The organism is Streptomyces sp. NPDC111507 (assembly GCF_055638955.1).
Genome location: NZ_JBVKBU010000019.1, coordinates 168,006 through 192,443, shown reverse-complemented (window position 1 = coordinate 192,443; position 24,438 = coordinate 168,006). Strand labels below are relative to the sequence as shown.

22 protein-coding genes, 1 tRNA gene and 2 pseudogenes are annotated in these 24,438 nt (G+C 67.8%); 12 read left to right on the top strand and 13 right to left on the bottom strand.

Annotation, left to right across the window (positions count from 1 at the left end):
* Positions 1–363 precede the first annotated feature (363 nt).
* The 7 genes and pseudogenes from ACZ7M2_RS44835 to ACZ7M2_RS44805 form a co-directional block, all read right to left on the bottom strand.
* A pseudogene (locus tag ACZ7M2_RS44835) lies at positions 364–522 on the bottom strand (PIN domain nuclease); the annotation flags it as partial.
* Between the two features lie 70 nt (positions 523–592).
* Positions 593–2,125 (bottom strand): hypothetical protein, encoded by a 1,533-nt coding sequence (locus tag ACZ7M2_RS44830; protein ID WP_471600196.1) that lies wholly within the window; start codon positions 2,123–2,125, stop codon positions 593–595.
* A gap of 448 nt (positions 2,126–2,573) precedes the next feature.
* Positions 2,574–2,714: pseudogene (locus tag ACZ7M2_RS44825) on the bottom strand (IS256 family transposase); the annotation flags it as partial.
* A gap of 117 nt (positions 2,715–2,831) precedes the next feature.
* Positions 2,832–3,128 carry a hypothetical protein gene (locus tag ACZ7M2_RS44820; RefSeq protein ID WP_471600195.1) on the bottom strand — a complete coding sequence of 99 codons (297 nt, stop codon included), beginning with the start codon at positions 3,126–3,128 and terminating at the stop codon, positions 2,832–2,834.
* 22 nt (positions 3,129–3,150) lie between these two features.
* Complete coding sequence (locus tag ACZ7M2_RS44815) at positions 3,151–4,338, bottom strand: MAB_1171c family putative transporter (protein WP_471600194.1); 1,188 nt, start codon at positions 4,336–4,338, stop codon at positions 3,151–3,153.
* A complete protein-coding gene (locus ACZ7M2_RS44810; RefSeq protein WP_471600193.1) occupies positions 4,335–4,724 on the bottom strand; it encodes a hypothetical protein in 390 nt (129 codons plus the stop codon). Before ACZ7M2_RS44810 ends, ACZ7M2_RS44815 begins: the two co-directional genes overlap by 4 nt.
* 340 nt (positions 4,725–5,064) lie before the next feature.
* A complete protein-coding gene (locus ACZ7M2_RS44805; RefSeq protein WP_471600192.1) occupies positions 5,065–5,511 on the bottom strand; it encodes a helix-turn-helix domain-containing protein in 447 nt (148 codons plus the stop codon).
* A gap of 466 nt (positions 5,512–5,977) precedes the next feature.
* Here ACZ7M2_RS44805 and ACZ7M2_RS44800 point away from each other — a divergent pair, with 466 nt between their 5' ends.
* The 8 genes from ACZ7M2_RS44800 (at position 5,978) to ACZ7M2_RS44765 (ending at position 11,589) form a co-directional block, all read left to right on the top strand.
* Positions 5,978–6,769 (top strand): hypothetical protein, encoded by a 792-nt coding sequence (locus ACZ7M2_RS44800; RefSeq protein ID WP_471600191.1) that lies wholly within the window; start codon positions 5,978–5,980, stop codon positions 6,767–6,769.
* Positions 6,770–6,956: 187 nt separating this feature from the next.
* Positions 6,957–7,583, top strand: coding sequence for a sporulation delaying protein family toxin (locus ACZ7M2_RS44795; RefSeq protein WP_471600190.1), 627 nt, complete (start codon positions 6,957–6,959; stop codon positions 7,581–7,583).
* 115 nt (positions 7,584–7,698) lie between these two features.
* Positions 7,699–8,256 (top strand): SdpA family antimicrobial peptide system protein, encoded by a 558-nt coding sequence (locus ACZ7M2_RS44790; protein ID WP_471600189.1) that lies wholly within the window; start codon positions 7,699–7,701, stop codon positions 8,254–8,256.
* Complete coding sequence (locus ACZ7M2_RS44785) at positions 8,247–9,233, top strand: sporulation-delaying protein SdpB family protein (protein WP_471600188.1); 987 nt, start codon at positions 8,247–8,249, stop codon at positions 9,231–9,233. Before ACZ7M2_RS44790 ends, ACZ7M2_RS44785 begins: the two co-directional genes overlap by 10 nt.
* Positions 9,234–9,237: 4 nt before the next feature.
* Positions 9,238–10,161: an ABC transporter ATP-binding protein gene (locus ACZ7M2_RS44780; protein ID WP_471600187.1), complete on the top strand. Its 924-nt coding sequence runs from the start codon at positions 9,238–9,240 to the stop codon at positions 10,159–10,161.
* Positions 10,148–10,984 carry a hypothetical protein gene (locus ACZ7M2_RS44775; protein WP_471600186.1) on the top strand — a complete coding sequence of 279 codons (837 nt, stop codon included), beginning with the start codon at positions 10,148–10,150 and terminating at the stop codon, positions 10,982–10,984. Before ACZ7M2_RS44780 ends, ACZ7M2_RS44775 begins: the two co-directional genes overlap by 14 nt.
* A 59-nt stretch (positions 10,985–11,043) precedes the next feature.
* Positions 11,044–11,349, top strand: a complete 306-nt coding sequence (locus ACZ7M2_RS44770; RefSeq protein WP_471600185.1) for a hypothetical protein — start codon at positions 11,044–11,046, stop codon at positions 11,347–11,349.
* Positions 11,350–11,370: 21 nt separating this feature from the next.
* Positions 11,371–11,589, top strand: coding sequence for a hypothetical protein (locus tag ACZ7M2_RS44765; RefSeq protein WP_471600184.1), 219 nt, complete (start codon positions 11,371–11,373; stop codon positions 11,587–11,589).
* A gap of 453 nt (positions 11,590–12,042) precedes the next feature.
* On the opposite strand, the gene ACZ7M2_RS44760 is transcribed toward ACZ7M2_RS44765, so the two are convergent.
* A tRNA-Gly gene (locus ACZ7M2_RS44760) sits at positions 12,043–12,116 on the bottom strand.
* 501 nt (positions 12,117–12,617) lie between these two features.
* Here ACZ7M2_RS44760 and dcd point away from each other — a divergent pair.
* Both dcd and ACZ7M2_RS44750 read left to right on the top strand, forming a co-directional pair.
* A complete protein-coding gene (gene dcd, locus ACZ7M2_RS44755) occupies positions 12,618–13,193 on the top strand; it encodes a dCTP deaminase (RefSeq protein ID WP_471600183.1) in 576 nt (191 codons plus the stop codon).
* Between the two features lie 23 nt (positions 13,194–13,216).
* The gene (locus ACZ7M2_RS44750) at positions 13,217–13,732 is read left to right on the top strand and encodes a phosphoribosyltransferase (protein ID WP_470049833.1); all 516 of its coding nucleotides are present in this window, start codon (positions 13,217–13,219) and stop codon (positions 13,730–13,732) included.
* A gap of 68 nt (positions 13,733–13,800) precedes the next feature.
* Here the strand turns inward: ACZ7M2_RS44750 and ACZ7M2_RS44745 are convergent, their stop codons facing one another.
* Positions 13,801–14,214 (bottom strand): hypothetical protein, encoded by a 414-nt coding sequence (locus tag ACZ7M2_RS44745; RefSeq protein ID WP_471600182.1) that lies wholly within the window; start codon positions 14,212–14,214, stop codon positions 13,801–13,803.
* Positions 14,215–14,390: 176 nt separating this feature from the next.
* Between ACZ7M2_RS44745 and ACZ7M2_RS44740 the strand changes: the two genes are divergently transcribed.
* Positions 14,391–14,852 (top strand): DUF7144 family membrane protein, encoded by a 462-nt coding sequence (locus ACZ7M2_RS44740; protein ID WP_471600181.1) that lies wholly within the window; start codon positions 14,391–14,393, stop codon positions 14,850–14,852.
* Positions 14,853–15,070: 218 nt separating this feature from the next.
* On the opposite strand, the gene ACZ7M2_RS44735 is transcribed toward ACZ7M2_RS44740, so the two are convergent.
* The 3 genes from ACZ7M2_RS44735 to ACZ7M2_RS44725 form a co-directional block, all read right to left on the bottom strand.
* Entirely contained in the window at positions 15,071–16,099 is a 1,029-nt protein-coding gene (locus ACZ7M2_RS44735; RefSeq protein ID WP_471600180.1) for a Yip1 family protein, read from the bottom strand.
* Positions 16,100–16,208: 109 nt separating this feature from the next.
* Positions 16,209–17,732 (bottom strand): FG-GAP and VCBS repeat-containing protein, encoded by a 1,524-nt coding sequence (locus ACZ7M2_RS44730; protein ID WP_471600179.1) that lies wholly within the window; start codon positions 17,730–17,732, stop codon positions 16,209–16,211.
* A 219-nt stretch (positions 17,733–17,951) separates the two neighbouring features.
* A complete protein-coding gene (locus ACZ7M2_RS44725; protein ID WP_471600178.1) occupies positions 17,952–19,259 on the bottom strand; it encodes an FG-GAP repeat domain-containing protein in 1,308 nt (435 codons plus the stop codon).
* Positions 19,260–19,551: 292 nt separating this feature from the next.
* Between ACZ7M2_RS44725 and ACZ7M2_RS44720 the strand changes: the two genes are divergently transcribed.
* On the top strand, positions 19,552–21,183 hold the full coding sequence (locus ACZ7M2_RS44720; RefSeq protein ID WP_471600210.1) for a subtype B tannase: 1,632 nt from the start codon (positions 19,552–19,554) through the stop codon (positions 21,181–21,183).
* Positions 21,184–21,950: 767 nt separating this feature from the next.
* Here the strand turns inward: ACZ7M2_RS44720 and ACZ7M2_RS44715 are convergent.
* Positions 21,951–24,218 (bottom strand): (Fe-S)-binding protein, encoded by a 2,268-nt coding sequence (locus tag ACZ7M2_RS44715; RefSeq protein WP_471600177.1) that lies wholly within the window; start codon positions 24,216–24,218, stop codon positions 21,951–21,953.
* Positions 24,219–24,438 lie beyond the last annotated feature (220 nt).

Sequence of the window (24,438 nt, the reverse complement as noted above, 5' to 3'; positions counted from 1 at the left end):
TGCTGACCTGGGGCTTCATCATGGAGCGGGTGACGAGAATCGAACTCGCACTCTCAACTTGGGAAGCGACGGCGCTTGCGCGGCTGCATGGCTTCTGACCGGCGTTGATCCATCGTGCCAACGGTGTTGCGCGGACCCGGTCGCACCGCCATTGACCGTGGTTGTCCGCCCTTACGGGCACGCTGTGGGCACGGCTTTGAAGAACGGTCGGCAGAGCCTGTGCGCGAACGGGCTCTGCGCTTAACTCGGCTGGTGGGGACGTCCGGCTCGGGGGACCGTCGCGCGTGCGTACGCCTTCCGTTGACGTGCGACCCTGCTACGGGGGCGGCTCTCGCGCCTCCTCGGAACAGCGCTCGACCCAGCTCACTTGCCGGCTTCGGGGCCGTACCGCAGGAGCGCCTGGCCGGTGACGGCGGCGATGCACTCGAAGTCCCGGTCGGGGTGCAGGAGGGTCAGTCCCTGCAGCTCGGCCGTGGCGGCCACCACGAGTTCGACGGCTCCGGCGCTGCGGTGCCGCAAACGCCGGCCGACGGCCTGTCCGGAAACCCCCTTGGGCAGGCCGCCGGTGTGACAGCGGCAGGTCCGGCGGCCCTCAGCTCACCGCGTAGGCGTTGTACACCGTTGTCGTCGAGCTGTCGCCGTGGGTGTCGGTGACCGTCGAGCGCAGGCCGATGTTGCCGGAGGCAGGGTTGTGGACGGCGACGGCCCACTTGCCGCCGGACAGCTTCGCGGTGGCGGCCTGCCAGTGAGCGCCGTTGTCGGTGGTGTACCAGGCGCGCACGGACTTCACACTGTCCGACAACCGGCCGATCGTGCTGTCGCCCGTGCCGAGGCGTTGCATGCCCAGGTCGACGGTCGTGGTCGACCCTGCGGCCGCCTGGTTCCTGGAGTTCAGCGCCTCGGGCCAGAACCGGGTGATGTAGTCCCGGACTTGTTGGTTCTTGCTCGGGTCTGCGTAGAAGTGCAGGGAGAGGCTGGAGGACGTCGACAGCGAGCCGGACGGCAGGCCGCTGCGTTGGGCGGTTTCAGTGACCGTGTACCAGCCCTTCTCGGGGATCCGCGGATGCGGGTCGATCTCCTGCGAGGGGGTGTACTTGTGCGAGTAGAGCGTCTTGCCCGCGTGGGTCAGCTTCATGATGCCGGAGGCCAGGACCCCGCCCCCCGTGAACTCGGGGTCGGCGAACGGGTTGTCGCCGCCCAAGTACAGCTGGTGGTACCAGGTGTACGGCAGCTGCCCGCCCGGCCCCCAGACCGCGTGGCCGAGGGTCAGTGAGGTCGTCTTGCCTGCCGCGTACTTGTGGAACCCGTCGTAGATGAAGTCGTGGCTCTGCTGGCCCACATCCCACTGGCCGGACGGGACATGGACGCTGAAGGAGTTGGGCAGGTCACGCTGGAAGTCGAGGATGTTCGTGGACGACGAGCAGGCGTTGCCGTCCGTCGACTCGCCGTTGAACGAGAACCGTGCCTGTCCGCTGTCCGCGCCGGAACGCGCGGACACCTTGAGGGTGGTCAGCCCGGACTTCTTGAGCGTCGCGGACACCCCGGATGGCACGCCACGGCTGTGCGTGGCGGACGCCAGCCAGAAGTCCCCGCCGCTCGTCGACCGCGGCTCGTACGTGGTGCCGTAGGACAGCCCGTATGCCTTGCTGCTGTTCGGGATGACGTACAGGTCCCCGGCCGCCGCCGAAATGCTCATGTTGGCGGGGCCGTTGTCGGTGGCGCAGACGGCGGCGGTGACCGTGTGGTCGTATCCGCTGCCCGGGTTGGGACTGAGCGAGACCTTGACCGCACGCCCCTTCCTGCCGTCGAACGTGCTTGTCGTGGCCCCGGAGACCTTCACACTGTGACCGCCGACGACGGCATCCTCGCTGTTGCCTCCGACGAAGGACGTGACGAGCTCGTAACTGCCCGTTTGCAGCGACGTCTTCTTGTTGCTGTCGATGTAGCGGAAGTCGTTCGTCTTCGTGTTGTAGACCGCCACCTGGGCGTAGACGGCCTTGCCGCTCCGGTCCAACGTCCTGACGGTGAGCGACCCCTTGGCCGCGGCCGACGCTGTCGAAGCGCCGGTCAGGAGAAGCGGTACGAGTACGGCGGCGACGCTCGCGGCCACTGTGGTTCTCCGCATCAAACCCCCCTAGGTGTAAGCGAAAAGCGAGCCACCATAGCGCAGAGGGGATGTGCCGCCGTGACCGGCCTTTCTCAGGCGATCGCCGGGTCGTGTCTCACGGTCGCGCACGTCGGTCCACCTGGGCGTGGTAGATCGCCCGCCGCACATAGATTCCGGCTGCTGCCGGTCGCGCAGGCACGACCAACGCCGAGCGGTAGAGGCAAGCGCGGTCTGGAGCAGGTCGCGAGCCTGCTCCCAGTCCGCGGCCAGCAGGTAGGCCGTGTGCAGCAGCGGTCCCGACCGCGCCGCCACGAACTCGCGGAACTGGCGTTCTTCGTCGGCGTTCTTTGTGCCCTCCCTCGTTCCCTCGTAAAAGACGGGTAAGGAAGGGGGTTCGACTGCCCTGCCGGTCGGACTCTCTCGACCACGACGCTGCCGGGCTCCTCGCGTGGAGCGTCGTGGCGGTTCATGCGGCCTGGTCTTGTCGCTCGACCAGGACACCGGTCCGGAACCCGGTGCCTGTCCGGACCGGCGGCACCAGGTGGCCTCCGGTGATCGCCCTCCAGCGGGCCTGGGCGGACTCGACATGCTTGAAGACCATGGCGATGACCACCAGAGCACATGCGTGCAGGTCAGAACCTATCCAGCTCGGCGAACGCCGTCGCTTCCCAAGCTGAGAGTGCGAGTTCGATTCTCGTCACCCGCTCCATGACAAAGGCCCAGGTCAGAGACCCGGGCCTTTTTGCTGTCCGTGGTGATCAGGTGTCGCGTGCCGGATTCGTGCCAGAACCGTGATCGTAGTGGCCAGGGGCTTGGGATCGCACCGCTGTTCACCGTGGTTTTCCAGTCTTAAGGGCACGCTGTGGGCACGCCGTCGGCTCGTAGACGTGACGGGCGCCTCTGGGTGGCCGTGTTCGGTCTGTGCCTGGGCATCCGCGCGTCGGAAGGCACCGGCAATGGTGTCGCAGACGATGAGGACCGTGGCGTTCTCCACGTGCTCTTCATCGGGGCCGAGCAGCATGTGTCCGGCGGTGATGAGAAGATCAGTTATGCCGACTCCCGTGGTGTGCTTTGTGCTCGTCCTGTTTGGCAGAGTGTGAGGAGCGGCGGCTCAGCGCGTCCGACAGCCTGACGAGCTGCCGTACGTCCGCGTCCAGGCCCTGTGCCTGTGGTGCCGCCACGGCGGCGCCGCTGTATGGCGCTTCCAGGTCTTCCGCCTGGGCCTTGAGGGCGGAACACAACTGGTCCGCCAGGAGATCGGCCGACGACCAGGAGAGGTCCGCAGCCGTCACCTCCGCCTGCCTGAGGTAAGGGCTGATGCGTACCAGCCCGTCGCGGCACTCGATGGCGCGGCGGTAGTAGTGGCGGTCGACTTCACGCGACCGGTGCAGAAGGCTCCATGACGTGAGGCGGTTCTGATGGAGAGCATCCTGCGGGTATGCCTCGTGCAGCAGGCTCCACAGCGGATGCAAGCGGTGGTACATACCGAATCGCTGCCGCCGTAGACGCATGACCGACAGGCGGGCGCGGGCGGCCGGGTAGCCGGCTCCGATGAGGAACAGGGTTATCGCCACGCCGATGATGTGGCCGGAAACCCGGGTGACGGTCGGGGTGACCGTCCCTCCGTGCCAGCGGACCAGGGTCAGCGCCGCCCGGATCGCGCTCACCGCGGCGATGCCTCCGAGGGCGGACGCCATCAGCCACAGACCGACGGACAGGGGGCGCGGTGACACTCGCGCGTAACGCCAGGTCCAACGCAGCGCCATGGTCAGGGCGTAGACCATATACAGGTCGGCCAGGAGATAGAAGGCTGCGAAGGCGGAGACGCGCATGTCGACGCTGTCATAGCTGCCGCCCGTGTCGTGTCCGGCGGCGGCGAACGTCGCCAGTGTGGTGCCCAGAATGGTGAGTCCCAGGGGGAGTGCTTCCCAACGGGCGCGTATGCGTCCTCTCTGTGGGTCCGTCGCGGAGTACAGGTAGAAGCACATGAGCCAGAAGAGCATGCCGAACGCGAAGGCGTTCTGCACCAGCCGCGGCGCTCCGGGGCCGCCGACGGAACGGATCACCTTCGCGGTGGGCGGCAGCGCGAGTCCGAAGGAGGCGGCCGCGCTCGCCAGACACAGCGTCACGGCACGCAACGGGGCGTCGCGCAGTGACGTGGCGAGCTGGCGGATCTTCCAGCCCAAGATCAGGACGAACATCATGCCGACGAACAGTGCCAGTCCGATCACTGCCAGCCCTGTCGATCGCCGAGGGCGGCCTGCACGCGGTCGACTGAAGGATCCATGGACGGGGACGAGCTCAGGCCGTCGAGTACGGAGGCCCATTCGAGGATGATCGTGGCGACCAACTCGGCTTCGCGCTCATGCTCTTCGTCGTACGAGGTACGTCCGAGTGCCTTCTTGATGACGCCGACGGAGATGTCGGGCATCAGCTGCTGCCAGATCTCGTCGCCGGACACTGTGCCCTGGTGGTCCGCCAAGATGTGCCCGACCTCGTGCAGGACTATGTGGTCCTGGTGGACCTTGCTGGTCTCACACTGGTAGAAGATGTAGTCCGCCGAACCGGCCGCGATCCAGATACCGAACGGGCCGGGGATGGGTAGCGGGTAGGGCATGAGACGGATGGGCCGTCCGCGGCGCTCTCCGAGACGTCGGCACAGCACATCCACCCGTAACGGCGGTTCGATGCCGAGGGACTGAAGCTCCCGTCTGCAGCGCCGGCGCAGCCTGCGCTCGTTCAAAGGCGTCCTCTCGTGAGTCTGACCTCCGCGCTGCCGGTCGGGCGGCACGAGTCAGGTGGGGATAACCAGAGGGTTTTTCCAGGCAGCCCACGGTTCCGCGTGGTTCACGGCCGTCGCGTCATACCCGATATCAGCATCCCTATGAGCGGTTGCTTCTGCGTCTGATTCCAGGTGGGTGTCGTTCATGTCACGTGCGGGACCGGCGTCCTCCAGGTCATGGAGTGTCCTGCTGCTCCGCCTGTTCGAGGCGGTAGACGACGTCGAGAAGGTCCATGACTTGTTTGCGGCGCTCGGCGGAGAGCTGGCCGGCCCGCATCGCCATCAACTTGACGTCGCTCTCCGGCGAGGGATCGGCGAGCCGTGCCTGCGTTTCGGCCAGGAGCTCCAGCTGCTCGGTGATGCGGTTGTTTGCTTCCGTATCGAGGAAGTAGGCAGTGGGCACGCCGAAGAAACCGGCCAGCGCTTCCAGGTGTTTGAGCGTCGGATTGGTCTTCAGGCCCCTGCGCAGCTGCCAGATATAGCTTTGCGAGATGGTGACGCCGGTGCCCCTGATGGCTGCCGCGACCTGCTCGTTGCTGTATTCGCGGCTCACGTCGGGCCGTACGTTCGCAAAGAGTTCGTTGAGTTTGCCCGCCAGACCGCGATCCGCCCCCTGGGACATGATGTCTCCTCTGTCTGCGGCGTCGGCGAGTGCCCCGTTCCCGTCTTTTCCACTGCCGTGAATGTGAGCAGAGTGTAGCGAGTTCATATCAGTTGAACCAGGGCAACCTGTGGTCTAGGGTCCTGATGCGCGATGATCTCAACTGTGGTGAAACTCCGGCCCGTTGCTCTCTCCACCTGAGTCGACGGATGACCTCCGGGTGGAGCTATCGGTTGGCTCCACTCACGGGGGAGAGGATGCTGTGGTGTCGGCAAGGTCGGTGAATCCGGAGACCGTGATGGGAGCGGTTGGTCCGGTAACTCCAGAAGACATAGGAGGAGTGCTCGAACGGGCGGTGGAGCGAGTGCCCATCGGACAGCTTTCCGAGGTGAGTTCTCCGCGCACGTCGGGCGCGGACGACCGACACGTGAGGGCGCTCGCCGCACTCGACGTACCCCTGCCGCCCGTCGTCGTACACCGCCCGACCATGAGGGTGCTCGACGGGGTTCATCGGATCGGGGCGGCGAAGCTACGGGGGGAGAGCGACGTCGAGGTCCGGTACTTCGACGGCGGCGAGGAGCAGGCCTTCCTGCTCGCCGTCCAGCTCAACTCCGCGCACGGCAAACCACTTTCGCTCGCCGACAGGACCGCGGCCGCGCGGCGTATCATCGCCTCGAACCCGCACTGGTCCGATCGGCGCATCGCTTCGGTGACCTGCCTGTCAACCAAGAACGTGGCGGCCCTTCGGGGGTGTTCGACCGCGGATGGGACACAGTCGAACAAGCGGGTGGGCCTCGACGGTCGCGCGCGACCGCTGCATCCTGCCGAAGGACGTCTACGCGCGGGCGAATTGCTGGCACAGGACCCGCATATCTCGTTGCGTGAGCTCGCCCGGCGCGCGGGGACGTCCGTGGCGACGGCGAGCGATGTACGTCGACGGTTCCTTCAAGGGCAGGAGTTGCTGCCGCCGAGGCTGCGGGGCGGTGGTGCTGCGGGCGGCTCCCTGCCGCGCGGTGACGACGTCGGCGGTTCCGGTGGCTCCAGCTTCCTTGGAAGCCCCGCCTTGCTCGACAGCCTGCGGCGCGATCCCTCCGTGCGGCACTCCGAAGCGGGGCGCAGATTCCTTCGGCTGCTGAGCATTCATCCGGCAGGACCCTCCGAGTGGCAGAAACTCGTCCGTGACGTCCCCGCCCATCGCGCCGATGCCGTCGCGCGTATCGCACGGGATTATGCCGAGGCGTGGCTCCATGTCGCGCGCACGCTGGAAAGCAGTTCCTGACGCTGTGCAATAAATCCACTGTGCCAACCCCTGGTTGGGCATTCCTTGCCGTGGAATGGGCGTCCGAATAACCTCTGAATCGCTTGAGGAATCCTCAGCTCCCGTAAGTCCACGGGAATTCTCGGAAATCCATTCGGCGAACAGGGGAAGTTCCATCATGAGATTGAATAAGCCGCTGATCGGCGCCGTGCTCACCGCCACCATGGTGACCGGCGTCGCCGGCACCGCGTCGGCGGACGCCCAGGCGCCGCGCACCGCCCCGGCCGCCGCGGTTAAGTCGGCGCAGGGCTACTCGGACAGCGACGTGGTCGCCTTTTTGGTCTTCGGTCAGGGCAAGGCCGCAAAGGATCACCCGGAGCTGGCAGCGCAGATTCGCAGCCGCCGTTCCGACGCCTCGGTGACACCCGCGCAGCTGTCGTACCTGATGGCGAAGCTGCATCAGGTCGCCCCGGCTTTCCACACCAAGGTGACGAAGGCCGTCCAGTCCAAGGACCCGTTCGTAGTGCAGCAGGGCATGGTCGCGCTGAACGACGGCCTCAAGGCGGCCATCGCCTCGGACAGCAAGGCCAAGACCCCCAACAGTGCCGACATCGCGCGCCCCAATGGCTGGGTGTGGACCAAGTCCAACATCGTGACCGTGGCGAACGTTGCGGCCGGCATCAACGTCGCCGTGGGCACCAATGTCGCCGCGGGCGCCGAGGTCGTCGTGGTCGTGGTGATAGCCCCGGCCGCGGCCAGCTACGGCTTCGATCTGAAGCAGTCGGATCAACTCGACGAGAACGACTTCGTCGCGGCGGTCACTTCCGCTCTCTGATCTCTCTCCGCGGGGGTGGTCTGCCGCGACCGCGGCGCGGCAGACCACCCCCGCACAGAGGCATCAGTACGTCTGGAAGTGTTCCGTCCATTACAGAGGGAAGGGAAAACCGCGCATGTCGACGCCTGTCGCAAGGCGGCAGTTGTACATCTTTGCGACCACGCTGACGGCCATGGTCGCCTATCTTCTCGTCTCGCTCTTCTACACGCTGCCGAGCAACGCGCTCAGCAGCCGCCATTCCAAAGGCGCACGCCAGTATTTCAACGACGTCACCCCGGAGGTCTGGGCTTTTTTCACCAAGGATCCAGAGGGTGTCCAGATCGGCACGTACGCCTTTGATGGAAAGCGCTCGGAGAATCTTCTGAAGACCCCGCAGGGCAGCCCTTCGAACTTCTTCGGACTCGACCGTAGTCAGCGTGCCCAGGGTCCCGAGATTGCGTACATCAATACATCGGTGACGCAATGGCAGCCGTGCGCGGGCAGTTTGCAGATCTGTCTGCACGAAGCTGCCGCACGCCCCGCCGAGAAGGTCAAGAACCGCAACCCCGTAAGGACCGTCTGCGGGGACTCCTTCATCACTCAGGAACGCGTCGTGCCCTGGTCGTATCGGAACCTGGTGACGTACGACCGGCGCGTCACCAGAATCGCCCACCTGGATGTCTCATGCTCGTAGCCGCCCGTACCGCCCTCTCCGCCCTCGCCGAAGAGCAGTCCGACCGGCTCCAACTCCGGCTCTCCACTTTCGACTTCCGCTCGTGTTGGTTCGGCGTGGGTCGCTCGCTCATCTGCTTGGCCGAGCTGACGGTTGTGCTCATCACCCCGTCGAAAGCGCTGCTCACCCCGGTTCTGACCGTCAGTGACGGCGCGCGTTGCGGGGGAGTGCGCGCAGCGTCCGCGTACTGCCTGGTGGGTGGCACCTCCCATGCGGAGTACGCCCGTTGGATCCTGGTCGCCGTGCTCCTGGTGGCCGCCATCGGATACCGGCCGCGCTGGACGGCGATCCCGCAGCTGTGGGCCATCTACTCGATCGCGGTGAGCATCACCGTGCCGGACGGCGGCGAATCCGTCGGCATGATCATGTCCCTGCTCATGCTGCCGATCGTCCTGACGGACAACCGGACGTGGCAGTGGAGCCGCCCGACGAAGCAGTTGCGCCCGTCCGGGCACGCGATCGCCTACGCCGCCTTCTGGGCGGTCAGACTGCAGCTCGCGTACATCTATCTCGACACCGCCATCAGCAAGTTCGGCGTCGCCGACTGGGCCAACGGCACGGCGGAGTACTACTTCTTGCGTGACAACATGTTCGGCGTCGCGGGTCCCTGGGGCGGGCCGCTGCTCTCAGTCTCCAAGTACGCGGTGGTCGTCGTTGGCATGACCTGGGGCGCGCTCGTCGTGGAACTCCTCATCGCCGTCTGCATCCTGGGCTCCGACCGCTGGCGCAAGGTGGGCCTGGTGCTCGACATCCTGCTGCACGGCTCGATCATCCTGCTGATGGGCCTGTGGAGCTTCGCCCTCGTCATGATCGGCTGTTCGGTCGTCGCGTCGATGCCGCTGCGTACGTTGCCGTTCGCGACCTCCGACGGACAACTCGCTGCTGAAAAGGGCATGGATGACACGTCAGTTGACCGGTCACCGGCAGTGCTACGTTGAACCGGTGGCCAAGCTGGAAGTCCTGAATGTCTCCGCGGGTTACCGTGAGCGTCCGGTGCTCCGGGATGTCAATCTCGAATACGACGCGGGAATCCACGTACTGCTCGGCCCGAACGGCGCCGGCAAGACAACGGCGTTCCGTGTACTCGCCGGGATTCTCGCGCCCTTCGAGGGCACCGTCCTGGTGAACGGCACCGATCCGCACGCGCACACGGAGACCAAGTCCCTGATCGCCCTGGCCACGCACCGCTCGGCACTCGCACCGCGTCTGAGCGTCGTGGACAACCTGCGGTACTGGGCACGCGTCCTCGGCCTGTCACCGGGTTCTTCCGAGGAGCGGATCTCGGAGGTCCTGGACCTGCTCGGCCTCACCGACCTCGCGGACCGGCGCATCGGGAGCCTCAGCCGCGGCCAGAACCAGCGGGCGGGTCTGGCGAAGGCGTTCCTGGGACGGTCGCCGTTCCTGCTCCTGGACGAGCCGATGTCAGGCCTCGATCCGAGTACGACGAACCAGTTCATCGACCATCTGCGGATGTTGGCGGACGAAGGGCACACGGTTGTCGTCTCCACGCACGCCCTCGCCGACGCCAACCGCTTCGCCGACGACGTGACGGTGCTGCAGGAGGGACGTATCGTCGGCCGGGGCGAACCGGCCGCCCTGCGCACCGCTCTGCTCGGCAGCGCCTACCGGCTGCGCATCCGGGGTTCCGGCGACGTGCCGTCAGTCCTCGACCGGTTGGGACACCGCTACGAGGAGCAGCAGGGCGCCGTAGTCGTGGAGGTGCCCGACGAGCGGGCGGCAGAGGCGCTGGTGGCCGACCTGGTGAGGGAAGGCATCGGTGTACGAGAGGTAGTACCCGCCCGGAACCCGCTGGAGGACGTCTACCAGCAACTGCAGAGGGAAGGCACATCCCGTGACGCGACGTAGCGTCCCCTTCGACGTGACCCGGGCCAGGATCCTGGCGTCCGCGCTCCTGTGGCGGATGAGACGGGAGCGGCTGCGGAACTTCGCCACGGTTTTCCTGCCTTTCGCGCTGACGGTCGCCTCCGTGGTCGCCCTGCCGCTTCTGTCCGACGACTCGGACATGAACGGCGCGGCCAGCAGCGCCCAGCTCGGCGTGCAGTACGGGGCGCACGGGGACACAGTCGCAGCCGGGCTGCTACTCGTTCTGATGCCCGGCGTCGTAGCCCTGCACGGCACGGTCGGCGCGGGGCTCGCGGTGCGCAACGTGGTGGGCGCGGAGGCGGGGGTCGGTGCGCTCGAGGCGATGCTCGGCGCCCCGTACAACCCGGCGAGCATCGCGGGTGGGCTGCTGGGCTACGTACTTGTCGTCACGACGGGCCAGTGGGCGGTGATGAGCGCGCTCGGAGCCCTCGCTCTGGCTCTGTCCAGCGTTCTGCACCACGACACTCTCGCGCTGGACGCCGGCTATCTGACGCTCGCCCTCGTGCTCCCGCTCCTGGCGACTTGGGCAGGCGCGGCCCTCGCGCTGCTGCTCAACCTGCTCTTTCCGCGCCTGTCGCAGCCCGGTGCCGGCGCCCTCGCGGGCAACGGCGGCGGCCTGGTCAGCCTGGCCGCGATGCTGCCTGGCTTCGGCGCCCTGCTGGCGATGGCCATCGCCTTGGATCCCCTGGGTCCGACAAGGCTGCTGTTGTACGCGGGCGGGGTGACCGTACTGATCACGACGAGCAGTCTGATCGGAATCGCGAAGGGTTTCCGCCCGGAGTCGGTGCTGTCGTCGTCGGCATGAGGCCCGTCGACGTGAGGCAGTAACTCGACGCAACTACGCTACTAGGCAAGGATTTCGTGATGGTGAAGGTCCTCGTTGACATCCGTCCGTCGCTGGTGGCGCTGCCCTTCCATCGCGCCTTCACGAGGCCGGTGGTGGAGATCGACGGCGTCGAGTGGCCCGCGAGGTGGGGCACGACGGAGGTCCCGGTCGAGGCGGGAGCTCACGAAATCGCCGTGTTCTTCCGCTACAAGGGCCAGCGCGCGGCCCGGCTCGGCGTAGGAACCGAGGAGTTGATGGTGGACGACGGTGCGGGCACGCAGCCGCGGGTGACGGCGCGCCTCGGTCCGCGCAACGGCAGCTGCTTCAAGGTCAGGACCGTCTGAGGCACCAAGGAGTGGAGACGCATGCCCAGCAAGTCGATCGTGCAGTGCGCGGCGGGACACCTCTACACGGCCACATGGATACCGTTCGTCGGCTTCAAATCCCTGCGCCTCACTCCCTCCTCGCGTTACGCCCGTTGCCCCGTCAAGAGGCACTGGGCGGTGGTGAGCAGGCCGGACCCGTCGATCCTCACAGAGGAACAGCTCGCCGCAGCGCGGTCGCACGACGCGGGGTGGATGTAGGCGCGACGCAGGGCCAGGGCGGAGACCGAAGAGCTGCGGGAAACCTTGGGGCTGTGGGTGGTGTGCGCCGAAACAGACGTCGTGCACTTCGCCGGCCACGACGCCAAACGGGTGCAGGGGCCGGATCCGTCTCGACGGACGATCGGCCTGTACGGAGACCGGCTCCGGCGTGCAGGTCGGCTCGGCCGGTCGGTGCGGTTGCGCATGCATACGCATCGCGGAGGCGGTCAGGATGCCGCGCGGCTCGTGCGGTCACAGCCCGCTGTCGGTCGGGGTGAACTCCATGCGGGCGTGCTGATCCGTATCGAGCGCGTGGCTCTGTCGCCCAGTCTTGATGCAGGTGAGCGCGCCCGCCGCAAGGCGCGGCGCGTCGAGGGCAAACAGAGGGCACGCCACCCCCGAATTGGACTAGGCAACAAACAACCCCCAGGCCGCTGACCTGGGGGCATTTTCTGGAGCGGGTGACGAGAATCGAACTCGCACTCTCAGCTTGGGAAGCTGATGTTCTACCACTAAACTACACCCGCGTAAGACGCCGACCATCCGGTGTCGAATGCTCGCTCACTCTACCTCATGCCCGGTCCCTGGCGCTGAAGCCGAGGGGCCGGTGTGCGTTTCGGGAGGGTGGATGTGGGTGCGGGGGGCCGGAGTTGGGGCGTACGGTGGAGGGGTGGAAGAGGGTCTGGGCGGGACCGGAGTGCCGCTTGGAGGGCCATCCCTTTGATCCCGTAATGTGGCTTTCGTCGTCAGTCAGACGCGGCTCTTGGGGAAGGGACTCTGAGGACTTGATGGAGCGCACCGTCGTCCGTTGTGCCGAGGGGCACGTGTTCAGCACCGCTTCGTTCCCGATGCAGCAGGCCGAGCGACTCGGCCCCGGTCGATTGGTCCGGTGTCCGCGTTGTGCGCGGCTCCGGAGCGTCGTTCCGGTCACGCTCGAGAAGCGGTAGGACTCAGCAGTAGGACCAGCGGTAGGACCTGGGTCGCGGGGACTGTGCGAAATGCTGACAGTCCCCGCGTATCCTCGGGGCGTGCTTCTCTCAGACAAGGACATCCGGGCCGAGATCGACGCCGGTCGGGTGCGCATCGACCCGTACGACGAATACATGGTGCAGCCCTCGAGCATCGACGTGCGGCTCGACCGCTACTTCCGGGTGTTCGAGAATCACCGTTATCCACACATCGACCCCTCCGTCGAGCAGGCCGATCTGACTCGGCTCGTCGAGCCCGAGGGGGACGAGCCGTTCATCCTGCACCCCGGGGAGTTCGTGCTCGCCAGCACGTACGAGGTGATCTCGCTTCCCGTGGACCTCGCCTCGCGGCTGGAGGGCAAGAGTTCGCTCGGGCGGCTGGGGCTCGTCACGCACTCCACCGCCGGGTTCATCGACCCCGGCTTCTCCGGGCACGTGACCCTGGAGCTGTCCAATCTCGCGACGCTTCCGATCAAGCTCTGGCCGGGCATGAAGATCGGGCAGCTGTGCATGTTCCGGCTGAGCTCGCCGGCCGAGTTCCCGTACGGCAGCGACCGGTACGGCTCCCGCTACCAGGGTCAGCGCGGGCCGACCGCCTCCCGGTCCTTCCTCAACTTCCATCGGACCCAGGTGTGAGCGGGAGCGGGGAGAGCGCGGACATGAGCGTGCCCGACGGGCGGGAGAACCTCACCTACGAGCGGTTCGGGGTCGCGGTCCGTGAGCTCGCCCAGACCATCGCCGACGACGGGTACCAGCCCGACATAGTGCTCAGCATCGCCCGCGGGGGTGTATTCGTCGCGGGTGGACTGGCGTACGCCCTCGACTGCAAGAACATCCACCTGGTCAACGTGGAGTTCTACACCGGTGTGGGTACGACGCTCGACATGCCCGTCATGCTCGCTCCCGTCCCGAACGCCATCGACTTCTCCGACAAGAAGATCCTGATCACCGACGACGTCGCCGACACCGGCAAGACGCTCAAGCTCGTGCACGACTTCTGCGTCGACACCGTCGCCGAGGTCCGCAGCGCCGTGATCTATGAGAAGTCCCACTCGCTGGTGAAGTGCGAGTACGTGTGGAAGCGGACGGACGACTGGATCAACTTCCCCTGGAGTGTTTTGCCTGTAGTACGTAAGGCGGGCGAGCCGATCACGCCATCTGGAGAAGCGCTCTGATCTGCCTCTTCCTGACGGTTGGGGCATGGGGGAGAAGCCACGTCGGACGCGACCGGCTGGTCGAGCGGTCAGTCCCCTTCGGGTGAGCCACCGGACCTGTCCGTGCGCATCAGAATCCCGGGGGAGTCCGGATCGACCTCGCCCGTGTAGTGGTCCCGCCAGAAGTAGCGGCTGGTGCGCGGCAGCGGCACCTCCACAAGTCGGCCATCGTGCATCATCCACAGGCCGAAACCGTCGTCCTCCTCGTCGTGGATCAGTACTTGTACCGAGTGCGGGGATGGCCAAGGCTGCGACTCCAGGTGTTCCAGGAGCCCGATCCATCTGATCCGTCGCGCGAACTCGATGGCCCAGCCGCCGAACATGCCCTGCCCGATATCGGTGAACTGGCCAGACCACTCGCGGTTGTCGTCCCGCCGGGTCAGCGGTTCCATGATCTCTTCTGCCTCGCTGGCCAACACGATGACCTCGGCGCATCTGCTCATGGCTGATTATCGCCGGACGCGACGGGCGGAAGCTGGTGGAGACGGGATAGGCGTCCCCCCTTTGCGGCGCCTGCGGCAATGCCGTGATGGTGACGCGGGTTGCAGTCGCGGTGCCGAAGGATTGCGGTGATGCTGTCAGGGGAGCGTGACTGACCACGCACGGACAGTGTGCGTCGGTGACCGCGCTGGACAGGGAGGCTGCGGCCATGACAACGGTGCCGAACAGGACACGGCGGGGGCGCGGGGGGCCCGACGGCAGCGAAACGATCAACGGCGCGGCCATGTTCGCTGGGGCCGCGATGATGCTCAGCGGGCCGCTCAGCATCCTTATGGGCGCATCCGGCATCGCACAGGACACCTTGTTCTCCGCGTCCAGGTACGCCTACCGGTTCGACCTGACAACTTGGGGCTGGATTCACCTTGCGATCGGAGTGGCACTCGTCATCGCCGGCCTGGGGGTTTTGACGAACCAGAGCTGGGGTCGCGGGGCCGGCGCAGCGGTGGCAGGGGTCAGCCTGATCACCCAGTTCATGTTCGTTCCGTACTATCCGGCGTGGTCCATCTTCGTGATGACGCTCGACCTCCTGATCCTGTTTGCGCTGACGAGGATCCAGATCGAGGCCAGCGGCGGTCGGTGAAGCAGTCCGGCACCTTGAATTCGTCACGCGAAATCCGCCGCCTCGCCGCCGGCCCACGCTGAACGGCCCCTGACCAGGTGAGTCGGTCGGGGGCCGTTCGGGTGCCCGATGCCCGTGGTCTTTTTGGTGTCCGTGGGCTTTGTGAGGTTCGCCGATCAGGCGTCGCCGGGGGCCCTCTCGTACCTACTCGACCGCACGCCGCGTACCGCGCGTCCTCGCTAGAACGTGCCCAGCTTGATGATCGACAGGATCGCGATCAGCTGGATCGCCGACGCGGCCAGTGCCTTCGGCCACGGGAGGTCGTGGGACTTGCTGACCATGAGGGTCAGCAGGGCGCCCGCCGCGACCCAGGTCGCCCAGCCGAGGAGCTGTACGAAGGACGCGTCGCCGCCGAAGAACATGGCGACGATCAGGCGCGGGGTGTCCGTGATGGACATGATCAGCATGGAGAGGCCGACCGTGGGCTGCCATGCCCCGTCGCCGCCGAGCTGGCGGGCCAGGGTGTGGGTGACCACGCCCAGGATGAACGTGCTGATGACGATCGCCACGGCCGTCGTCAGGACGATCGGGACGGCGTTGGAGAGGGTGGCGTTGATGGCGTCCTTGCGGGCGCCGTCGAAGCCGAAGACGGCCAGCAGACCGTAGAGGAACGTCACGATCAGGGCCGGGGCCCACATCGTGTAGTCGCGCATCTGCAGGAAGGTCTGGTTGGGGGCCGTGACGATGCCCCTCAGCAGGTCCTTCCAGTGCAGACGGGGGCCGACCGGCGGGGCCGCCGCCTGGCCGGCACGGTAGGTCCCGCCCTGGGTGTAGGGGTCCTCGCCGACCGAGAAGGCCTGGGTGTGACCAGGGCTGTTCGCCGCGTACGGGTCAGGGCCCTGCTGCGGGTGACCGTCGCCGAAGTACTCGGGCTCGCCGTGACCGCCGACGCCGCCGCCGTGCGCCTGGGGCCAGCCGGGCTGTCCGCCCGCCTGTCCGCCGCCGTACTGCTGCCCGCCGCCGTACTGCTGACCCCCGTACGGCTGCTGCTGCGAGGGCGCGGGCGGGTAGCCGTACGGCTGCTGGCCTCCCTGTGGAGCCTGCTGTCCGTACGACGGTCGGTGTTGTTGCGGTCGCGCTTGCGGGGCTCGGTCGTCCCGGCCGCGTCCGATCCTGAATCCAGCCACGTAATCGAACGTACCTGGTCCCGCAGTGTGACGTGCGGAGTGCGGGCCATCGGAGGGGGGTTTGGGTCCGAGCTGTGACATCCCCTAAGGGGCGGAGCACGGGTCTCCCCTACGGGGGCACGGCCCCGGGTTTCGCGGGAGGGCGGAAGCCGGGCCCGTGGGTTCGGGCCCGGCTGAAGGGCGGCTGGACTCAGTCCGCGAAGTTGGCGCCGAACGCCGGTGTGCCCGTCGTCGAGACGCCCGCGTCGGCCGGCCAGATGGCGCGGGAGCCGGTCGTGGTGATCTTGGACCCGTTGGAGGGCAGGTAGGTGACGCTGCCGTCGCCACCGTTCTCGTAGGAGCCCACGAGGAGGTCGGCCTTGCCGTCGCCGTTGACGTCGTCGAGCTTCGTGTCCAGGCCGAAGAGGTCGGACTTCTCGTCGTTGCCGGGGACGCCCGGAGTGCTCTGGGCGAAGGCCTGGGCACCCGAGGAGGTGTTGACGCCCTGCGCGGAGCCGTACAGGACGGTGACCATGCCGGCGTCCGCGACACCGCTCAGGTCCTCGTACGCGGCGCTGACGACCAGGTCCTGGTAGCCGTCGCCGTTGATGTCGCCGAGGTCCAGCTCGTAGCCGAAGTTGTCGGCCTTCTCGGAGCTGCCGGGCACGCTGCCGGTGTTCTGGGTGATTCCGGTGGTGGCGGCGGGGCCGGACGCGGAGCCGTAGGTGATGTTCACCTTTCCGCCGAGCGCGGAGTCCGGGATGGTCGTGCCGTCCTCGGTCTTGTTGTCCCAGGACGCGCCGCTGACGATGTCGCCGAAGCCGTCGTTGTTGATGTCGCCGATGGCGGTGATGATGCCGGGCTTGAGGGCCTTGGCGGCGGAGACGTTCAGGCCGCTCGCGGTGCCGGGCACGTAGTAGTTCGTGTTCCAGCCGTAGTCGGTCCTGGTCTCGAAGCCGTCGACCACCAGGTCGGTGCGGCCGTCGCCGTTGATGTCACCGGCGGTGAGGTTCCGTGGGCCGAGGGCGGTGCCGCCGGACTGGATCGGGGGCTTGATCGTGGTGCGGGCGAGGCCGGCCGCGCCGGTGGAGGTGATGCCGCCCCGATAGACGTAGATCGTGCTGGAGGAGTTGCCGACGGCCAGGTCGGCCTTGCCGTCGCCGTCGAAGTCGCCCGCGGCGAGGGTCTTGCCCCAGTAGTCGTGCGAGGAGCCGGCCGGGTCGGCGATGGCCACACCCTTGCCGGTGAGGCCGCTCGGGGAGCCCCAGAGGACGGCGAGGCCACCGGCGTCGGTGTCGTTGCCGAACTTCTCGTGCGGAGAGGACACGGCGAGGTCGTCGTAACCGTCGCCGTTGAAGTCCGCGTACGCCGTGTCGGCGCCGAAGGCGTCCCCGGCCTCGGCGGTGCCGGGGACCCCGGCGGTGTTCTGGCTGAGCGTGGAGCGCTTGGCGCCGGACACGCCGCTGTGGGTGCCGTAGAGGACGACGAGCTGGCCGGCGGTCTTCTGGCCGCTCACATAGGCGCCGGAGGCGGAGAAGGCGACATCGCCGATTCCGTCGCCGTTGAAGTCGGCCTGCGGGACCTTCGTGGAGTCCGCGGCGGTCGCCGTCGCGGCGGAGAAGGTGAGCAGACCGCCCGTCAGCGCGGCCGCGGTGGCCGTCGCGAGGGCGAGTCGCATGGCGTGCGTCTTGGCGTTCGTACGGTGCTGCGGGTACTGCCGGTACTGCTTGTGCATGCGGGGGTCTCCTGCGGCATGCGGGGATGCCTGGCGGGCATTCCCAGTCAATGGGGTGCGGACCGCCCATGTTCACCGGGAGTTGGCCCGGGGTTCGGAGGCTGGTCAGCGAACAGAAGACCTTGATGGGGGGCTGAGGGTTGTACGTGAGTTTGATTATTTTCCGGGGCCGGTTCCGGGGCCAGTTCCGGGGCCAATGAGGTTGGCGGTCTTGACGGTTCAGGAGGTTCCCAGGAACTCGGACGTGGAGAACGTGACCGTCGGCTTCGCCGTCACCAGCGCCTCCTTGCTGCCCGCGTACACCGCGACCGTGTCCTTCGTCTCCCCGTCGTACGTCCGCACGACCAGGTCCGCCCGCCCGTCCCCCGTGAAGTCGGCGACGGTCAGGACCCGGGTGGTGCCCCGGCCCGGTGGCGGCACGGTCACCATCCCCGTCGCGGACAGTCCGGTCGTACGACCCCGCAGGATCCGCAACTCCGCTCCGCTGGAGACGAGTTCGCTCACGCCGTCCCCGTCGAAGTCCCCGGCGTCCAGCACCGAACCGGGGGTGCTGATGCTGTCGCGTACGGCGGTGGGGAGGTCGTAGCGCAGATACGTTCCGTCCATCGAGCCGACCGCCGCGTCGAGGGCGCGGCCCCTGCCGAAGCGGCCGAGGGCGACGTCGATGCCGCTCGGCAGGGCGGTGCCGGTGCGGGTGGGGCCGGCCGGGCCGCCGAGGACGAGCGCGGACGTGGCGGGGCCTTCCGCCGTACGGACGAGAAGGTCGTCGTAGCCGTCGCGGTTCACGTCGAGGGCGGGGCCGGTCGGCACGGCGCCGGGTGAGGGGAGGGGCCTGCCCGCCGCGCGCGGGGCGCCCTTCCTGGTGAACGGGCCGCGCAGATAGCTGAGTCGGCCGTCCGAGGCGTGCACGACCAGGTCCTCGGCGCCGTCGCCGTCGAAGTCGCCGCACACGGGCTGGTCGGGCCAGTCGTTGCCGGCGCGGGCCGCCGCCGGTATGACCAGCTCGACCGCCCTGCCGGTGAGGCCGGCCGGGGAGCCGAAGAGGATCTGGAGGGGGACGGGGGGCCGGCCCTGCCCGTCGTACGGCGGGTCCGTCGACACGACGAGATCGGTGAAGCCGTCCCTGTTCAGGTCGCAGCTCGCCTCCGCGTCGAAGACGGCGGGCGACCGGCCCTTCGTACGGGCTGCTTGGCGCGCCGGGTTCAGCAACTGCCGTGCGCCGGGCGCGAGTCCATGTCCGGTTCCGGTTCCGGTTCCGTAGACGATCCCGATGCCCGCGTCGTCGCCGTGGGCATCGTCCGGGCTCTTGACGAGGTCATTGAGGACCAGGTCGCGATGGCCGTCGCCGTTGAAGTCGTCGGCGGCCTTGCCGCCCTTGCCGCGGGGGACGGGGAGTTGGGCCGGGGCCTTGGCGACGGTCACGGGTTCGTGTCGCGCGGCGCCGGTGTTCCCGGTGCCGGCGCATCCCCCGAGCAGCAGTACACAGCTGATCGCCACGGCCCGTACACCGGCTTTTCGCTCGCCCACCGTTCACCTCATCCGCCCCACGGACAACAACCTCGCCATGATGCGCCGGATTCGACGGGAGGGGTATCGCCACCTTGCCGAGTGCTGTGTGTCAGCGATGAGTTTTACAGAATTGTTGACAATGTTGAGCGGCTCAATTTACGTTCGCAAGGACCGGACAAACGGGGGCGGCACCCGGCGCGAAAAGTGGCCCGCGAGCCCCTGACCAGCCGTTTCGGCCGCCTTATGGTCGCCGTGAACAGGGAGAAGGCTTTCTGTGAAGCACAGGGCAGTGAAGCGCAGGACCGTCGTCATGGGCATCGGCGCGACCGCCGGAGTCGCCGCAGCCGGCGGCTTCGCCTTGAGCGCGAACGCGTCGAGCACGAGCTCGAAGTCCTCGGGTGCGTCGGATTCCCTGGTCTTCGACAAGGACGCCTACACCGAGCTGACGACGACCATCACGGACGCCGACGGCACCGACCACACGGTGGTGTACCACTTCTGGAAGGCCATCACCTACGTCGCGAGTCCGGTGGACGCGAAGTACCAGAGCCTGAACGTCAGTGTCCCCGTCAAGATCGACGGCAAGGCCGTGGACGCGACCAACGCTCCGATCGTCCTCGCCAACTCGGTGGGCGGCTACATGCCGTCGTCCGTGGCGGACGCCACCGGCGTGGGCGGCGCCGAGATGACGGGCGGCATGCCCACGGGCGGCGCGGGTGGCAGTGCCTCCCCCAGCGCGTCCGCCGGCCCCTCGGCCTCCAGCAGCGCGGGCACGGGCGAGGTGCAGTCCGGCGGCAACGCGATGGTGAACGCCCAGGGCGGGATGGTCAACCTCGGGAAGCTGGGCCTGGCGGCGGGTTACGTCGTCGTGGAGCCCGGCGCGCGCGGCCGGACCCTCACCGACTCCGCCGGCACGTACTACGGCACCGCCCCGGCCGCCATCGTCGACCTGAAGGCCGCGGTCCGCTACGTCCGTGCCAACAAGGGAGTCATCCCGGGCAACACCGACCGGATCGTCTCCACCGGTACGAGTGCGGGGGGCGCCCTGTCCTCCCTGCTCGGCGCGTCCGGCGACAGCCCGGTCTACGACAAGTACCTCAAGGAGCTCGGCGCCGCCGACGCGTCCGACGCGATCTTCGCCACCGGCGCCTGGTGCCCCATCACCGACCTCGAGCACGCCGACGGTGCGTACGAGTTCAACTGGGGCACCAACGTCACGGCGAGCACCGGCAAGGTCGTCGACCAGACGGTGTCGAAGGCGCTGCGGGCCCAGTTCGCGGAGTACCAGGCTTCCCTCAGGCTGCGGGGTCTGAACGGCTTCGGCCCGCTCACGGCCCGCAACTACGACGACTACATGGTGGAGACCTACCTCCGGCCGTCCGCCACGAAGTACCTGGCGGCGCTGTCGGAGGCCGACCGTGCGACGTACCTGGCCGCGAACACGTTCATCACGTGGTCCGGTGGCAAGGCGACGTTCACCTGGGCCGACTTCCTCACCCACGTCGGTGCGCGGAAGAAGACGACACCGGCCTTCGACGCGTTCGATCTGTCCGCGGGCGAGAACAACGAGTTCGGCGCCGGCACCACCGAGGCGCGGCACTTCACGGCGTACGGCGCGAAGAACGACACCACCGGCCTGGCCACGAAGCGGGTCGCGAGCGACATCCCCGAGAAGCTCGACCTGATGAACCCGATGCATCACATCGGGGAGGAGAACCCCGGCCGGTCGAGGCACTGGTGGATCCGCCTCGGTACGAAGGACTCCGACACCTCGCTGACGGTGTCCGCCAACCTCGCTGCGGCGCTGGACAACCTGGGTGACGACGTCAATCACCTCTACTACTGGGACGAGGGCCACGGCTCGAACGTCGACCCGGGTGACTTCCTCACGTGGATCGCGAAGGTGACGGGCGACTCGAAGCGGCGGCGCTCCGCGAAGTAGCGCCCCGCGTCGCCGCCCGAGCGCGACGCCGAGCCCGCACGCCACCGGGCTCGGCGCCGCCCTTCCCCAACCCACCCCAGGGGCTCCGCCCCCGAACCCCCACCCCGACCCTGCGGGCCTCCACCCTGCACCCCGCCCGGGGGCGTCACCCCCTGGCCGCATGCGGGCCTCTGCCCCGGGCCTCTGCGGGGTTGCGGCCCGGCCCTGCGGGGCTGCGCCCCTGCACCCCGTCGGGGGCTGCCGTCCCCTGGATCCCTGCGGCACTTCGCCCCGGATTCCTGTGGTGCTGCGTCCGGGCCCTGTGAGGCTCCCACTCCGAACCCCCGCCAGGGGCTCCGCCCCTGCACCCCCGCCGGGGGCTGCCGTCCTGGCCCCCTGCGGGACTCCACTCCGGACCCCTGTGGGGCTCCTCCGCAGACCTCCGCAGACCTTCGCGGGACTCCGCCCCTGCACCCCGTCGGAGGCTGTGCCCCAGACCCCGCTTCGGTCTGAACGGCCTCGTTCTCAGGCGTCGGACCAGTTGGGTGATGTGGGCGGGGGCGAACGGCGTCGGTCCGGCGGGGCGCAGGGCGTGTCTTTGGGCGCCGGATGCCTGAAGGTTTTGGGGGCGCGGGGAACTGCGCGATCAACCCCCGCCGTCCCGCAGATGAAACACTCCGGGCTCCGGGCCCCCACCCACCCTCAGTCGAAGAAGCCCCGGGAGCGAGGAAACGCGGACGCCGGTGGGCGAGAAGCTCGGCCCACCGGCGTCCGGATGATCACGCTGGTTACTTCACCGGCTCAGGCTCCGGCTCGCTCTCCGCCTCCGCCGTCCCCGCCGGATCGACCGGCGTCTTGACGGAGTCGAGAAGGAGCTGGGCCACGTCCACGACCTGGACGGACTCCTTGGCCTGGCCGTCGTTCTTCTTGCCGTTGACCGAGTCGGTCAGCATCACGAGGCAGAACGGGCAGGCCGTGGACACGATGTCCGGGTTCAGCGAAAGAGCCTCGTCGACGCGCTCGTTGTTGATGCGCTTGCCGATCCGCTCCTCCATCCACATCCGCGCACCACCGGCACCGCAGCAGAAGCCGCGTTCCTTGTGGCGGTGCATCTCCTGCTGACGCAGGCCCGGGACGGCCGACATGATCTCGCGCGGCGGCGTGTAGATCTTGTTGTGGCGGCCCAGGTAGCAGGGGTCGTGGTAGGTGATGAGGCCGTCCACCGGGGTGACCGGCAGCAGCTTGCCCTCGTCGATGAGGTGCTGGAGCAGCTGGGTGTGGTGGATGACCTCGTAGTCGCCGCCGAGCTGCGGGTACTCGTTGCCGATCGTGTTGAGGCAGTGCGGGCAGGTCGCGACGATCTTCTTCGCCGACTTCGGCTTCTTCGTCGACTCGTCCTCGTCATCCTCACCGAAGGCCATGTTCAGCGCGGCGACGTTCTCCATGCCGAGCTCCTGGAAGAGGGGCTCGTTGCCCAGCCTCCGTGCCGAGTCGCCCGTGCACTTCTCGTCGCCGCCCATGATGGCGAACTTGACGCCCGCCATGTGCAGGAGCTCCGCGAAGGCCTTCGTGGTCTTCTTGGCGCGGTCCTCCAGGGCGCCGGCGCAGCCGACCCAGTACAGGTACTCGACCTCGGACAGGTCCTCGATGTCGCGTCCGACGACCGGGATCTCGAAGTCGACTTCCTTCGTCCACTCGAGGCGCTGCTTCTTCGCCAGACCCCAGGGGTTGCCCTTCTTCTCCAGGTTCTTGAGCATCGTGCCCGCCTCGGACGGGAACGCGCTCTCGATCATCACCTGGTAGCGGCGCATGTCGACGATGTGGTCGATGTGCTCGATGTCGACGGGGCACTGCTCGACGCACGCGCCGCACGTGGTGCAGGACCACAGCACGTCGGGGTCGATGACGCCGTTCTCCTCGAACGTGCCGATCAGGGGCCGCTCGGCCTCGGCGAGCGCGGCGGCGGGCACGTCGGCCAGCTGCTCCGCCGACGCCTTCTCCTCGCCCTCCATGTTCTTGCCGCCACCCGCGAGCAGGTAGGGCGCCTTGGCGTGCGCGTGGTCGCGCAGCGACATGATGAGGAGCTTGGGGGAGAGCGGCTTGCCCGTGTTCCAGGCGGGGCACTGCGACTGGCAGCGCCCGCACTCGGTGCACGTGGAGAAGTCCAGCAGGCCCTTCCAGGAGAACTGCTCGACCTGGCTGACACCGAAGACGTCGTCCTCGCCGGGGTCGGTGAAGTCGATGGCCTTGCCGTCACTCGTCATCGGCAGCAGCGCGCCGAGGGCGGTCTCGCCCTTCGCGTTCCGCTTGAACCAGATGTTCGGGAAGGCGAGGAAGCGGTGCCAGGCGACACCCATGTCCGTCTTGAGGGAGACCGTGATCATCCAGATGAAGGACGTCCCGATCTTGATCATCGCGGTGAGGTAGATCAGGTTCTGGAGCGTGCCGACGCTCGTCCCCTTGAAGGCGGCGACGATCGGGTACGAGGCGAAGTACGCGGCCTCGTAGCCGTGCACGTCGGCGAGGGCACCCTCCAGGCCGCGCAGGGTCATGATCGCGAGGCCGATGATGAGGATGACCGACTCGACGAAGTAGGCCTGGCCGACGTTGGACCCGGCGAAGCGGGACTTGCGGCCCGGCCGGTCGGGCCGGGACAGCTGGCGGATCACGATGAGCGTGAGGATGCCGAGGGTCGTCATCAGGCCGATGAACTCGACGAAGATCTCGTACGGCAGCCAGTGCCCGATGATGGGCAACGCCCAGTCGGCCTGGAAGAGCTGCCCGAAGGCGTTCACCAGCGTGGCGACGAGGGAGAAGAAGCCGACCGCCACGAACCAGTGCGCGACGCCGACCACCCCCCACCGGTTCATCCGGGTGTGGCCGAGGAACTCCCTGACCACCGTGACGGTGCGCGCGGTCCAGTCGTCGGTGCGGGTGCCCGCGGGGACGTCCTGGCCGAGCCGTACGAACCGGTAGATCTGCGCGATGGCGCGGGAGAACAGCGCCACGCCGACCACGGCGAGTACCAGCGACACAATGATCGCGGCGAGTTGCATTCGGGGGCTCCTCGGGCCTGCGAGGGAGGGAGCTGAAGGCCGACCTTCAGCCGATTACTAAGCGGTAACTTATGGAGTCCGTCTGAGACTACCCATATCTTCCGCCGCACTGTAGCCAGCGGTGCGGTGATCTGCGTCGCTGAGGTCCACCTGAGTCGCCGAAGTCACCGACCGGCAGTTGCGCACGTCACCGGCCGACAACTGACGAGGTCTCCGGCCG